This is a genomic window from Achromobacter maghribensis (assembly GCF_057334215.1).
On sequence record NZ_JBHFII010000017.1, the window covers coordinates 50,002 to 64,110 of the forward strand.

At 66.0% G+C, this 14,109-nt stretch carries 13 protein-coding genes and 1 riboswitch; of the genes, 6 read left to right on the forward strand and 7 right to left on the reverse strand.

Annotated elements, in window-relative coordinates:
• Positions 1-89 precede the first annotated feature (89 nt).
• A complete protein-coding gene (locus ACE039_RS07030) occupies positions 90-2,219 on the reverse strand; it encodes a lytic transglycosylase domain-containing protein (RefSeq protein WP_448712153.1) in 2,130 nt (709 codons plus the stop codon).
• A gap of 144 nt (positions 2,220-2,363) precedes the next feature.
• Here ACE039_RS07030 and ACE039_RS07035 point away from each other — a divergent pair, with 144 nt between their 5' ends.
• The 6 genes from ACE039_RS07035 (at position 2,364) to ACE039_RS07060 (ending at position 8,626) form a co-directional block, all read left to right on the forward strand.
• Entirely contained in the window at positions 2,364-3,038 is a 675-nt protein-coding gene (locus ACE039_RS07035; protein WP_485821993.1) for a 5-formyltetrahydrofolate cyclo-ligase, read from the forward strand.
• 244 nt (positions 3,039-3,282) lie between these two features.
• Complete coding sequence (locus ACE039_RS07040) at positions 3,283-4,713, forward strand: circularly permuted type 2 ATP-grasp protein (protein ID WP_448712151.1); 1,431 nt, start codon at positions 3,283-3,285, stop codon at positions 4,711-4,713.
• Between the two features lie 2 nt (positions 4,714-4,715).
• On the forward strand, positions 4,716-5,726 hold the full coding sequence (locus ACE039_RS07045) for an alpha-E domain-containing protein (RefSeq protein ID WP_448712149.1): 1,011 nt from the start codon (positions 4,716-4,718) through the stop codon (positions 5,724-5,726).
• 13 nt (positions 5,727-5,739) lie between these two features.
• Positions 5,740-6,543 carry a transglutaminase family protein gene (locus ACE039_RS07050; protein ID WP_485821994.1) on the forward strand — a complete coding sequence of 268 codons (804 nt, stop codon included), beginning with the start codon at positions 5,740-5,742 and terminating at the stop codon, positions 6,541-6,543.
• A gap of 54 nt (positions 6,544-6,597) precedes the next feature.
• Positions 6,598-7,461: a proteasome-type protease gene (locus ACE039_RS07055; RefSeq protein WP_448712147.1), complete on the forward strand. Its 864-nt coding sequence runs from the start codon at positions 6,598-6,600 to the stop codon at positions 7,459-7,461.
• Positions 7,462-7,627: 166 nt separating this feature from the next.
• Positions 7,628-8,626, forward strand: a complete 999-nt coding sequence (locus ACE039_RS07060) for a tripartite tricarboxylate transporter substrate-binding protein (RefSeq protein WP_448712145.1) — start codon at positions 7,628-7,630, stop codon at positions 8,624-8,626.
• Between the two features lie 108 nt (positions 8,627-8,734).
• Here the strand turns inward: ACE039_RS07060 and metF are convergent, their stop codons facing one another.
• The 6 genes from metF to ACE039_RS07090 form a co-directional block, all read right to left on the reverse strand.
• Positions 8,735-9,577 (reverse strand): methylenetetrahydrofolate reductase [NAD(P)H], encoded by an 843-nt coding sequence (metF, locus tag ACE039_RS07065; RefSeq protein ID WP_448712143.1) that lies wholly within the window; start codon positions 9,575-9,577, stop codon positions 8,735-8,737.
• Positions 9,577-9,912: a phage holin family protein gene (locus tag ACE039_RS07070; protein WP_105555980.1), complete on the reverse strand. Its 336-nt coding sequence runs from the start codon at positions 9,910-9,912 to the stop codon at positions 9,577-9,579. Before ACE039_RS07070 ends, metF begins: the two co-directional genes overlap by 1 nt.
• A gap of 120 nt (positions 9,913-10,032) precedes the next feature.
• Positions 10,033-11,451: an adenosylhomocysteinase gene (gene ahcY / locus ACE039_RS07075; RefSeq protein ID WP_105555843.1), complete on the reverse strand. Its 1,419-nt coding sequence runs from the start codon at positions 11,449-11,451 to the stop codon at positions 10,033-10,035.
• Positions 11,452-11,553: 102 nt separating this feature from the next.
• A riboswitch (S-adenosyl-L-homocysteine riboswitch) is annotated at positions 11,554-11,703 on the reverse strand.
• Between the two features lie 73 nt (positions 11,704-11,776).
• Complete coding sequence (locus ACE039_RS07080; RefSeq protein WP_485821995.1) at positions 11,777-12,817, reverse strand: glycosyltransferase family 4 protein; 1,041 nt, start codon at positions 12,815-12,817, stop codon at positions 11,777-11,779.
• A gap of 89 nt (positions 12,818-12,906) precedes the next feature.
• A complete protein-coding gene (locus ACE039_RS07085; protein WP_006224807.1) occupies positions 12,907-13,143 on the reverse strand; it encodes a DUF1289 domain-containing protein in 237 nt (78 codons plus the stop codon).
• 78 nt (positions 13,144-13,221) lie between these two features.
• On the reverse strand, positions 13,222-14,109 hold the full coding sequence (locus ACE039_RS07090; protein WP_313462583.1) for an alpha/beta fold hydrolase: 888 nt from the start codon (positions 14,107-14,109) through the stop codon (positions 13,222-13,224).

Sequence of the window (14,109 nt, forward strand, 5' to 3'; positions counted from 1 at the left end):
GTGGGCGCCCGGCGGCAGGCCGAGCAGCGCGTCGCGCACCGCCCCGCCGACGATATAAGCCTGCAAGCCGTCGGTGGCCGGGTCTTGCGTCATGGAATCGATGTGCTCTCGGCGCCCAGCGGCACGATGCTGCCCAGACGTTCCTTCAGGGACTGCGACTGACCGCTGAACATGGCCGCGTAATAAACCGCGTTGGACATCACGTTCTTCACGTAGGTGCGCGTTTCATTGAAGGGAATGGTCTCGGCAAAGATGGCGCCTTCGACGGGATGCGTGAACGTCGAACGCCAGTTGTGCGGCCGCCGCGGTCCGGCGTTGTAGCCCGCGCTGGCCAGCATCTGAGACCCGTTCAGGTCGCGCAGCACCATGTTGAGGTAGTTGGTGCCCAGCACGGTGTTGGTGTCGAAGTCGTTCACGCTGGACGGCGTGAAATCGGTCATGCCGATCTTGCCGGCGACCCATTTGGCGGTGGCCGGCATCAGTTGCATCAGGCCGGAGGCGCCCACGTGCGAACGCGCGTCCATGATGAAGCGCGATTCCTGGCGGATCAGACCATAGACCCAGGCCGGGTCCAGCGCGATGGCGTTGGCCTTGGCGGTGACGCGGCCTTCGAACGGCGCGATGAAGCGCTGGCTGAAATCGAATTCCTTTTCCGTGCGGTCGGACGTGTTGACCACGCGGTCGTAGATGTTCTCGGCGCGGGCCAGTTCGGCGGCGGCGATCAGTTGGCGGTCGGTCATGCCGCGCAACGTGAAGTTCCATTCGGGCACGGCTTCGCCACGCCAGCCCAGGCGGAACAGTTGCACGGCTCGTTGCAGGCCGGGATTGGCGCGGGCCTCGGCGATTTCGCGGTCGCTGACGGGCGCGGGACGCGGCGGCACATCGATGCGGCGGCCCAGTTCCTCGGCGGACAACTGGCCGTAGAAATCGAAGCGGTCGGCGATGCTGGCGTACAGGGCGTTGGCTTGCTCCTTGCGGCCGGTTGCGGCCAGGCCGCGCGCTTTCCAGTACACCCATGACGGATCGTTGCGCTGCGAAGCAGGCATATCGTCGATGGATTCGATCACCCACTTCCAGTCGATCTTCGCTTGGCGCAGTGCCGCGCGCACCTTCCAGCCGGCGTTGTATTCCGTCATGCGGATGTGGCCGGCTTCGTGATACCAGTCGTCGGCGCGGCTATCCAGCTTCAAGGCCGCCATCAACGCGTACTGGCCCCGCACCCAGGCCAGGTTTGGCTTGGACATGGACTTGGCCCATTCGCGGCGCAGATAGGAATCGGCCACGCTGACGTCCGAACGCGCCAGGCGAGCCAACGCGATGGTCACGAGCTCTTTCTCGTTGCGGCCCACCGGCATGCGGTCTTGCCGGGTCAGCCACTTCATCGGGTCCTTCATCAGGACGTCGTAGGTTTTCAGGTCGCGCGGCTCGAACATGTATTGGACGAGCTTGCGCGCATCCGTCGTCTTGTCGGCTTCGATGGCGTCGCGCAGTTGCGGCTCAAGTTGTTCCCAGCCAAGGATGCCGTCGGCCACCAGCTGGTCGTACAGCGCCCAACAGGCGCTGCCCGGCGCGAACACCGCCGTGGCCTGCGCCGCGGTGGCGCGCTGGCCGGTCATGTGCTTGGCGTCCAGGATGGCGCATTCGATCTGGGCGTTGCTGTTCTTCACGGGCGCCAGTTTGCGCACGGTTTCGAAGTCGCCGCTGCGGGCCGCGGCCAGCAGCCAGTCGCCACGCAGGCGATCGGCCAGATAGGCGTCGCTGTTGCTGCTGATGAAGCGTTGCAGATCGGCCGTGGGACGGCCACCGGCGGGCGGGGTCCAGAGTTGATAGCGCAGCAGCCAATACTCCGGGTACATGCCCAGCGGGTCGGACTTGGCCTGGGGTACCAGCATGCCCAGCACGGACCACTGCTTGCGGTTCATGGCTTCACGTGCGGCCACCACGGCGGCCAAGGCTGGCGTGTCGGCGGTGGGCGGCAGGCCGGCCAGCACGGCGGGCGGCACCGAGATGACCGGTTGGGCCGCCTGGACGGTGGGTTGCGGCTGCGGATTGACGGAGGCGCTGCGCTGCTGCGCATCGACCGGGGCACAAGCGGCGGTGAACAAGGCCAGCAGCGGCAGCCAGCGGCGCAGGCCGGAACGGGGGTCCGGCGCGACGGCGCCGCGCGGGGATTTCCCGCCAGTTTTCTGATACCGTCGGGCTTGCAGAATCTGTGTCATGCCGTGTCCCTGATTTGCCGTCATACAGCGACCCTGCACGCCGGCATGCCGACTACGCGTGTGCCAGATGTCCGCGTGCCCGATTTCCGCATGCCCGATTCCAGCATGTTCGCCTTCATTGTCCACCCCCATCACAGCCACTGCATGACTACGCAAAATACTCCAGAGGATACCGCAGTCCAGCACCGCACGCGATTGCGGAAACTGCGTGCCGAAATGCCCGAAGACCAGCGCAGCCGGGGTGGTCTGCTGATGCGCGCGCGCCTGTTCACGTGGCTGAACGTGGCGCGCGACGAAGCGGCCCGCGCCGGCCGTCCGGCCCCCGCCACCGTGGCCGCGTTCTGGCCCATGGCCGACGAACCCGACCTGCGCCCGCTGCTGTCGCAATGGGTGGAAAACGGGGTCGCCGTGGCGCTGCCGGTGGTGCGCGAGCGCAACGCCCCCCTTGCCTTCCTGCCCTGGACACCCGACGCTGAGCTGCGCGCCGGCCCCTACGGCATCCAGGAACCGGTGGCGGGCGCCGAGGTGCTGCCCGACGTCGTCCTGGTACCGACGCTCGGTTACACGGAACAGGGCGATCGCCTGGGTTATGGCGGCGGCTACTACGACCGCACCTTGGCGGCGCTGCGCCAACGCGGCCATCCGTTCATCACGATCGGCATCGCCTGGAGCTGCGGCGAGCTGGACGCCGACTACGCCCCCGCCGCGCACGACTTTCCGCTGGACGCCGTGCTGACGCAGGACGGCTGGGTGCCGCATGCGCCGCTGGAACAAGGCGACGCCAGCGGCACGACGCTGCACACGTACCGGATGAACTGACGCACCAGAGCGGCCCGGCAGCGCGCACCAATGCGGTGCATGCCGCGCCGCGGGCACCTTACCCGCGACGGGGGATGGTGTTTCGGCGCCCTTGGGAGGATATTGTGCCCAAGGCGGCCGCTTGCCCGAAAAGCTGGCACGGGGGTTGCTTATTCATTTAGACCGGCCACGCATCGGCCGGGTAATGACCGTGTGCGAGGCTGCCGCCTGCCGGCAGGCCGTAGCACCCAGCATCGGAGGAGCCATGAAGGACAGATCATCCCGTCCAGCCGCTTTTGACGAAATGCGCGACAGCGCCGGCGGCATACGCTCCCAATACCAGGCCTTCGAGCGCTGGCACCAAGAGCAATCGGCCGAAGCCATGGCCGTGCGACGGCTCGAGGCAGACCTGAGTTTCCGCCGCGTCGGCATCACCTTTTCGGTTGCCGGCGACGCCGCCGGCACCGAACGCCTGATCCCGTTCGACCTGATCCCCCGGATCATCCCCGCCGACGAATGGCGCCACCTGGAGGCCGGTCTGAAGCAGCGCGTGCGCGCGCTGAACATGTTCATCCACGACATCTACCATGGCCACGACATCGTGCGCGCCGGCATCGTGCCGGCCGAACAGGTGTTTCTGAACGCCCAGTACCGCCCCGAAATGCAGGACGTGGATGTGGCGGAAGACATCTACTGCCACATCGCCGGCGTGGACATCGTGCGCGCGGGCGCGGGCGAGTTCTACGTGCTGGAAGACAACCTGCGCGTGCCCTCCGGCGTGTCGTACATGCTTGAGAACCGCAAGATGTCGATGCGGCTGATGCCGGACGCATTCAGCCGCATCAAGGTCGAGCCGGTGGCGCACTATCCCGATCTGCTGCTGGACAACCTGCGGGAAGTCGCGCCACACGGCGGCGACGACCCCACCGTGGTGGTACTGACGCCCGGCATGTATAACTCGGCCTACTTCGAACACGCCTTCCTGGCCCAGCAGATGGGGGTGGAACTGGTGGAAGGCCAGGACCTGTTCGTGGAACAGAACACCGTCTACATGCGCACCACGCAGGGCCCGCGCAAGGTAGACGTGATCTACCGCCGGCTGGACGACGACTTCCTGGACCCCTTGTCGTTCCGCGCCGATTCGGCGCTGGGCGTGCCCGGCCTGCTGTCGGTGTACCGCGCCGGCCGCGTCACGCTCGCCAACGCCATCGGCACCGGCATTGCCGACGACAAGTCCACGTATCTGTACGTGCCGGACATGATCCGGTTCTATCTCAGCGAAGAGCCCATTCTGTCGAACGTTCCCACCTGGCGTTGCGGCCGGCCGGACGAGCTGTCCCATGTGCTGGCGAACATGCACGACCTGGTGGTGAAGGAGGTGCACGGCGCAGGCGGCTACGGCATGCTGGTGGGCCCATCGTCCACCCACGCCGAAATCGACGCGTTCAAGGACCGCGTGCGCGCCAACCCCGCCAACTACATCGCACAACCAACGCTGGCGCTATCCACCATCCCCACTTATGTGGAATCGGGCGTGGCGCCGCGGCATGTCGACCTGCGCCCCTACGTGCTGTGCGGCAAGGACATCCGCACCGTCCCCGGCGGCCTGTGCCGCGTGGCGTTGACCGAAGGCTCGCTGGTCGTCAACAGCAGCCAGGGCGGCGGCACCAAAGACACCTGGGTTCTGGAGGACTGACCATGCTGAGCCGAACCGCCGACAACCTGTTCTGGATGTGCCGCTATATCGAACGCGCCGAGAACACGGCCCGCATGCTGGACGTGAACCTGCAGATGTCGCTGCTGCCGCAAGACCCGCAGACGCGCGAGGGTTCGTGGCTGGGCGTCCTGCGCATTTCCGAACTGCAGGGTCTGTACCAGAGCAAGTACGCCGCCATCTCGCCCCATGACGTGTTGCAGTACATGGTGCGCGACCCCGAAAACCCATCGTCCATCTATTCGTGCATGCGGGCCGCGCGTGAAAACGCGCGCGCGGTGCGCGGCAGCCTGACGACCGAAGTCTGGGAAACCTACAACACCACCTGGCTTGAACTGCTGAAGCACCTGCACACCGGCTTGCTGGAGCGGAATCCGGGCGAGTTCTTCGAATGGGTGAAGTTCCGCTCGCACCTGGCGCGCGGCGTCACCATCGGCACCATGCTGGAGGACGAAGCGCTGTACTTCCTGCGTATCGGCATGCATCTGGAACGGGCCGATAACACCGCGCGGATGCTGGACGTGAAGTTCCACGAACGGGGCGGCAACGGCGCGCAGGGCGCGTCCCAGAACGGATCGCAAAGTGGGTCCCAGGAAATTCGCACCGAGCCCACTGGCACCGCCGCACTGCAAAGCGAGTTCTACCGATGGTCCGCGCTGCTGAGCTCGGTGTCCGGGCTGGAGATTTATCGAAAGGTGTACCGCGACGTGATCACGCCCGACCGCGTCGCCGAACTGCTGATCCTGCACGGCGACATGCCGCGCTCGCTGCTGGCGTCGATGCGGGCGGTGGCCGACGATCTGGCACGCGTCTCCAACCAGCGCTCGACCGAAACCGAACGCCGCGCCGGCATGCTGTGCGCCGAGCTGCAGTACGGCCGCGTCGAAGACATCCTGGATAGCGGGCTGCACCAGTACCTGGATCACTTCCTGGACCGCATCAACGACCTGGGCAACCGGATCAGCCAGGATTTCCTGGTCCCGCTGTCGGCATAACTCGGAGACAGCCATGAAACAGTTCATCACCCACGTCACCCACTACCGATACACCGCTCCGGTCACCTACAGTATCCAGACCCTGCGCCTGACGCCCCGCGACGACGAGCACCAGCGCGTGCTGCGCTGGCACATCGAAGCGCCCGGCGCGCTGGAAAAGCAGGTGGACGCCTACGGCAACATTACCCACACGCTGACCCTGAACCACGCCCATACCGACATCGAACTGCGCGTGGTGGGGCAGGTGCAGGTGGCGCCGCTGGTACGCGGCGTACTGGGCGGCGAAGACAGCCGCCTGCCCGTGCACGCCTATTGCGTTCAGACGCCACTGACGCAGGCCGACGACACGATCATGGCCTTCGTGCGCGAAGTGTTGCCCGACGGCCTTGGCACGCCGGACGACATCCTGGCGCTGGCCAACGCCATCAGCGACCGGGTGGCCTATGAACCCGGCACCACCGACGTCACCACGGCAGCCAATCAGGTGCTGGCCATGGGACACGGCGTCTGCCAGGACCATGCCCACCTGTTTCTGGCCTGCGTACGCGGCCTGGGCGTGCCCGCGCGCTACGTCAGCGGCTACGTGTACACAACGTCGGAACACTCGGCCAGCCATGCCTGGGCCGACGTGTGGCTGGCCGACATCGGCTGGACCAGCGTCGACATCACCAACCGCCAGTTCGCCTCGGACAGCCACTGCCGCCTGGCCGTGGCGCGCGACTACGATTCGGCGTCACCGATTCGCGGCGTGCGCAGCGGCGGCGGCGAGGAATCCATGGAGATCAGCGTGCAGGTCCAGACTTCCGGGCAGCAGTAACCCCCGGAGCCGCGCCGCAATACAATGCGGCGTGGTTTTTCCAAATTTCCGATCATGACCTACTGCGTAGCAGCCCGCCTCGACGCCGGCTTGGTTTTCCTGTCCGACTCCCGCACCAATGCCGGCGTGGACCAGATCAGCGTCTTCCGCAAAATGACCGTCTTCGAGCGCCCGGGCGAGCGCGTCATGGTCCTGATGACCTCCGGCAACCTGGCAGTCAGCCAGGCGGTGCTGCATGCCCTGACTCGGCAACACGACGACGGCGGCGACACCATATGGAACGCGGCCGACCTGTTCGAGGCCACCCGCTGCGTCGGCGCGGCCGTGCGCGAAGTCTATCAGCGCGAAGCACCGGCCCTGCACGAGCAGGGCGTGGACTTCAATGTCAGCATCATTTTCGGGGGACAGATTGGCGCGGAGCGCTGCCGGCTGTTCCAGATCTATTCCGCGGGCAACTTCATCGAGGCCGGCCAGGAGTGCCCGTACTTCCAGATCGGCGAAGCCAAATACGGCAAGCCCATCCTGGACCGTGTGCTGCGCCCCGACACCTCGCTGGACGAGGCCGCCAAGTGCGCGCTGATCTCGATGGACTCCACGCTGCGCTCGAACATTTCCGTCGGCCTGCCGCTGGACCTGCTGGTCTACGACACGAACGCGCTGCGCGTCACGCACTTCGCCAGCATCGACGAGCACAACCAGTACTTCCGCATGATCCGCAGCACCTGGGGCGAACGCCTGCGCCAGGTTTTCGCCGAGATCCCGGACCCGCTGTGGACCAACCCGGACGACCCCGGCTCACTGGTGCCGCCCAGCCGCGTCCATCAGCCGCTGCGGCTTGAGCCCGCGAACGCGCCGCAGCCCAGCTACCCCACACCGCAGGTGCTGGCGGAAGACCCGGGCAAGGACCAGGCGAGTTAAGGCCCGCTTTTTCGTACCTGGGTTGCGCAGTACCGCGTAAACCCGCCTTTCCCGCAGCCGAAGCCCGGCTTGTGAAACGGCAAATTCTCATCCTTGGCCTGGCACGCGACACTGGTGCCGGCCCGCGCTGCGTTCGTGGGCTCGAGACAACCACAAGGAGCGAGACATGCCCCCCATTTTCAAGCGCGCGGCGACGCGTGCCGCCTGGCCCCTGCTGGCCCTGTCCTGCTTTGCCTGGGGTTCCGCCAGCGCGCAAGGCGCATATCCGAACCATCCCATTTCGCTCGTCGTGCCGTTCGCGGCAGGCGGTCCCACGGACGTGGTGGCGCGCAGCCTGGGCGCCTCCATGGCCAAGACGCTGGGCCAGAGCATCATCATCGAAAACCGCACGGGCGCGGGTGGCACGCTGGCATCCCAGCATGTGGCGCGCGCGGCGCCGGACGGGTACACCTTCCTGATCCACCACAACGGCATGGCCACCGCGCCGGCGCTATACCGCAAGCTGTCGTTCAATCCGCTGACGGACTTCGCCTACGTTGGCCAGGTAGCGGATGTGCCGATGACGCTGCTGGGCCGCAAGGACCTGCCGGCCGATGGCATGGCGGGCTTCATCAAGTACGCGAAAGAGAACGGCAACAAGGTCAACCTGGCCAACGCGGGATTGGGCGCGGTGTCGCAACTGTGCGGCATGCTGCTGCAAGAGTCGCTGGGCGTGCAGTTCACGACTGTGCCCTATGCCGGCACGGCGCCTGCGATGACCGCGCTGTTGGGCGGCCAGGTCGATGTGCTGTGCGACCAGACCACGCAGACCATCCCGCAGATCAAGGCACAACGGGTGAAGCTGTACGGCGTCACGACGCTGGACCGCATCAAGGCCCTGCCGGACGCGCCGACCCTGCAGGAAGGCGGTTTGAAGGGCTTTGAAGTGAAGGTGTGGCATGGCGTCTATGCGCCGAAGGGCACGCCGCCCGAGGCAATCGCGAAGTTCAATGCAGCGCTGCGCACGGCGCTGAAGGATCCGGCCTTCACGCAGAAAATGGCCGAGCTGGGCGCCGAGATCGTGCCCGAATCCAAACAGACGCCCGAAGGCCTGCAGACGTGGCTGCAAGCCGAGGTCGACAAGTGGGGGGGCATTATCCGCAAGGTAGGCGTGTACGCCGATTGATGGCGGCGCCGTGCGACTAGTACCGCGCACCGCCCATCCTACGATTGAATAGCGAAAAAAAGGCCGGCGGATACGCCGGCCTTTCGCATTGCGCACGGGGCGCGACGCTTACAGCGCCAGTTCCTTCCACACCGCCAGCGGCGCTTCCGCGTGGTTCAGGGTGTAGAAGTGCAGGCCCGGCGCGCCGTTGTCCAGCAAGGTTTGGCACAGCTCGGTGACCACGTCCACGCCGAAGGCGCGGATGGAGGCCTTGTCATCGCCAAACTCCGCCAGGCGCAGCCGGATCCAGCGCGGCACTTCCGCCCCGCACATTTCCGAAAAGCGCAGCAGCTGCGTGTGGTTCGTGATGGGCATGATGCCCGGCACGATCGGCACGCGAACGCCCTTGGCCTGGGCCCGATCGACGAAGTCGAAATAGGCGTCGGCGTTGAAAAAATACTGCGTGATGGCCGCATCGGCGCCGGCATTCACCTTGGTCACGAAATGGTCCAGGTCCGCGGACGGATTGGCCGCTTGCGGGTGCATTTCGGGATAGGCCGCCACTTCGATGTGGAACCAGTCGCCGGTTTCCTCGCGGATGAAGGACACCAGTTCGTTGGCGTAGCGCAATTCGCCCGCATCGCCGCCCATGCCCGAAGGCAGGTCGCCGCGCAGGGCGACCACGCGCCGCACGCCCTCGTTCTTGTACGTCTGGAGGATGTCCCGCAGGTCTTGGCGAGTGGCGCCCACGCACGACAAGTGGGGCGCCGCATCACAACCCAGGTTGCGCAGCGTGCGCACGGCATCCGCCGTGCCGGCGCGCGTGGAACCGCCCGCGCCGAAGGTCACGCTGACGTACTTGGGCTGGATGGCCAGCATCTGCTTGGCCGCGCGGACCAGCCGTTCCTGGCCGGCCAGATCGCGCGGGGGGAAGAATTCCAGACTGAAAGCAGGAGACATCGAGTCGGACATTAGGGGATCAGTTTGGTAAGCAGGCCAGAGATGATGCTGTACAGAATGGCACCGCCCACGGCCCACCAGAACCCGTTGACCTGGAAGCCCTTCAGCACGGAGCCGACGAACCAGAACAACAAGGCGTTGATGACGATGAGGAAGAGCCCGAGGGTGACGACCGTGATGGGAAGCGTCAGCAGCACCAGCACCGGCTTGACCAGCATGTTCACCAAGCCCAGCACCAGCGCGGCGATGAGCGCCGATCCGAAACTGGCCACGGTGATGCCGGGCAACAAGTAGGCAACGGCCAGCAGGGCCACTGCGTTCAAGATCCAGACGAGTATCAATGTCACCATGTTCGTTCTCCTGTAAGCGCTCCGCGGCCCCTTGATCGCCAGGCGATGCCGGGGAACCCCGCGGTTCGGAAAGCCCGCGCCAACATGGCGCGGCACTTCCCTATTTTGCTACATGCATCAATAGCGGTAGTGGTTCGGCTTGAAGGGGCCTTCCACCGGCACGTTGATGTAGTCGGCCTGATCCTGGCGCAGGGTCGTCAGCTTCACACCCAGTTTCTTCAGGTGCAGGCGGGCAACCTTTTCGTCCAGGTGCTTGGGCAGCACGTAGACTTCGCCGGACTTGTAGGCGTCGTTGCGCGTGAACAGTTCGATCTGGGCGATGGTCTGGTTGGCGAACGAGGACGACATCACGAACGACGGGTGGCCGGTGGCGCAACCCAGGTTCACCAGGCGGCCCTGGGCCAGCAGGATGATGCGCTTGCCGTCCGGGAAGATCACGTGATCGACTTGCGGCTTGATCTCTTCCCACTGGCAATCCGCCAGGCCGGCAACGTCGATTTCGTTGTCGAAGTGGCCAATGTTGCAGACGATGGCCTGGTCTTTCATCACGTTCATGTGTTCGCGCGTGATGACGTGGTAGTTGCCGGTGGCGGTGACGAAGATGTCGCCGTGGGCGGCGGCTTCTTCCATCGTCACGACCTTGAAGCCTTCCATCGCGGCTTGCAGCGCGCAGATCGGGTCGACTTCGGTGACCCAGACTTGCGCGCGCAGCGCGACCAGCGCCTGGGCGCAGCCCTTGCCCACGTCGCCATAGCCGGCCACGACGGCGATCTTGCCGGCGACCATCACGTCGGTGGCGCGCTTGATGCCGTCCACCAGCGATTCACGGCAGCCGTACAGGTTGTCGAACTTGGACTTGGTGACCGAGTCATTGACGTTGATGGCGGCAAAGGCCAGCTCGCCCTTTTGCGACATCTGGTACAGGCGATGCACGCCGGTCGTGGTTTCTTCCGTCACGCCCTTGATCTGCGCCAGGCGGGTCGAATACCACTTCGGATCGCGCTTGAGGGTTTCCTTGATGGCGGCGAACAGGATGCGCTCTTCGTCGCTGCCCGGGTTGGCCAGCACCGAAATATCCTTTTCGGCCTTGGTGCCCAGGTGCAACATCAACGTGGCGTCGCCGCCGTCGTCGAGGATCATGTTGGCGTGCTGGCCGTTGGGCCATTCGAAGATCTTGTGGGTGTACTGCCAGTACTCTTCCAGCGTTTCGCCCTTGACGGCGAAGACGGGCGTGCCCGACGCGGCGATCGCGGCGGCGGCGTGGTCTTGCGTGGAAAAGATGTTGCACGAGGCCCAGCGCACTTCGGCGCCCAGGGCCACCAGCGTTTCGATCAGCACGCCGGTCTGGATGGTCATGTGCAGGCTGCCCGCGATGCGCGCGCCCTTCAACGGCTGCGCGGCGGCGAATTCTTCGCGGATGGCCATCAGGCCGGGCATTTCGGTTTCGGCGATGGCCAGCTCGCGGCGGCCCCAGCCTGCCAGCGACAGGTCGGCAACCAGGTAATCGGAGAAGGATTTATCAGTCACAGCGTTCATGGTGTGTGTAGGCTCCACGTGAATTTCGAACGGCGCACGATATGGCCGGTCAACGCGAATACACCACGACAGTCGAGTGCTCGCCTTTCCCGCCATATGCGACAAAGGTGAGCGCCGTTGCTGTAGCGACGCGCAGGGCGCGGCGCTTGAACAAGGATTCCTGAGCCTGGCGAGCCGGGTTCCACTTGGCATGGCTGTGTGGGATCACAGCATGAAGGGAACCACAGGGTCGTCGCAACGCTCCTCAGGATTGCGAAGGATTGTACCGGTTTGGCGTGCCGTCCGGAAACCCGTCCCCAAAAATTTACCCGGTATCCGCCGGCGTTCACCCGGCGCGGGCCAGCGAGGGCCGCGACGACGCGTCCGCCACCAGCGGCACCAGCGAATCCAGCAGATCCGATGCCACCGAGTCCCAGCTGCGGGTCAGCGCGTGCGCCCGCACCGCGTGGCGGTCCAGCGGCAGCGCGGCGTGGCAGGCGTGGGCCAGATCGTCGTCCAGGCAGCCGGTGACGCCCTGGGTCACCACGGCAAGCGGCGCCTCGCTGCGAAAGGCCGCCACCGGCGTGCCGCAGGCCATCGCCTCCAACATCACCAGGCCGAACGTGTCGGTCAGGCTGGGGAACACAAAGACATCGGCCGCCGCGTAGAAGCCGGGCAGCGCATCGTCCTTCTGCATGCCCAGAAAGACCGCGTCGGGAAATGCCTTCTTCAACCGCGCCTCGTCGGGGCCGGCGCCCACCACGACCTTGCTGCCGGCAAGCGGAAGCGACAGGAAGGCGTCCAGGTTCTTTTCGCGCGCCACGCGGCCCACGCTCAGGTAGACCGGCCGCGGCAGATGCGCGAAGGCCGAGCTTTCCGTCGGCTGGAATTTGCGTGGATCGACCCCGCGCGACCAGACCCGCAGGTTCGTCAGGCCGCGCTGCACCAGAACGTCGCGCACCGTGGGGGTCGGCACCAGCACGCACTGCGAGGGGCGGTGAAACCAGCGCAGATAGCGCCAAGGCAAGGCCGCCGGGATGCCCATGCGCGCCTGCAGATAGTCGGGAAACATCGTGTGGAACGAGGTCGTGAACTGCCAGCCCCGCGCCAGCGCCATGCGGCGCGCGGCCAGGCCCAGCGGCCCTTCGGTGGCGATGTGCAGCGCGTCGGGAATGGTGTCGCCCAGGATGCGCCGCAATTGACGCCCCGGCTGCAGGCATAGCCGCAGGTCCGGTTCGGACGGAGCCGGAACCGTCCGGCTGCCCTGCGGGTTCACCACGATCAGCTCGTGGCCCCATTCACTCAGGATCTGCTGCATGGTCGTCCAGGTGCGGACGACGCCGTTGACTTGCGGATGCCAGGCATCCGTAACCAGAACGATGCGCATGATAGGGCCGGAAGTGGGCGATAACGCGATTTAGCCCGCGCGATATGACATGCCCAAGACGGCCGGACGTTGCGGGCCGCCGTCCGCGCTTAATTGTTGCGCCGGGGATACCCTTGCGCCTTGATGCGGATCCAGACTTCGCGCTTTTCCTCTTCCGTCATGAAGACCCAGTTGGCGACTTCCATGGCGGTGCGGCCGCAGCCGCGGCAGATATCGTCGAACAGGGTCGAACACACGGCCACGCAGGGCGAGTCAGTCGCCTTGAAGACGCGTTGCGCGTCTTCGGGCTCGGGCAATTCGGAAAGATCGGCGAAGTAACGATTCATGGGGCGAAGGTTAACACCAGGGGTGTGTCCCTTATTGGATAGCCCTATCGCCCGCCCTGGCTTGATTGACAGCCTGGGCTACCGCCATCCAAAGAACGCACCCGCCTCTTCCAGCAGCGCGTCGGGGGTTTCTTCGGCCAGGTAGTGCGCCCCCGGCAGCGATCCCCCCGAGACCTCGTCGGCGACCGCGCGCCACAGCCCCAGCACGTCGAAATTCTTGCCGACGGCGCCACGCTCGCCCCATAGCGCCCGCACCGGCATCCGCAAGCGCTCGCCGGCGGCGCGGCTGGCGCGGTCATGGTCCAGGTCCAGCGTGGCCGACGCGCGGTAGTCCTCGCACAAGCCCGTGGCCCAGCCGGGCTGCCGGGCCGCGCGCTCATATTCCGCCATGGCCTGCGCGGAAAAATGCGCCAGGCCGCCGGGCCGGCCGCCCATCACCGAGCGCAGGTAGAACACGGGGTCGTGCCCGATCATGGTTTCCGGGCCCGGCGCCGGCTGGATCAGCCAGAACCAGTGGAAGTAAGCCTGCGCAAACGCCCGCGTCGTGCCCTCGTACATGTCCAGCGTGGGCGCGATGTCCAGCAGCATCATGCGGGACACGGCGCCGGCATGATCCAGCCCGAGCCGATGCGCCACCCGGGCGCCGCGGTCGTGCGCCAGCACCTCGAAGCGCTCATGGCCCAGCGCGCGCATCACCGCGATCATGTCAGCCGCCATCTGACGCTTGGAATGGGCGGAATGATCCGCCGTGGCCGCGGGCTTGCCGCTGTCCCCGTAACCGCGCAGGTCGGCCGCCACGCAGGTGCGATGCCGCGTCAGCTCGGGCCACACGCGGTGCCAGATGGCATGCGTTTGCGGATGGCCATGCAGCAACAGCAGCGGCGGCCCTGACCCGTCGATGCGCGCGGCAATGTCTATGCCGTCGGCCGGGATGCGGCGCACGGGCAAGTCGAAGAATGCGGTCAT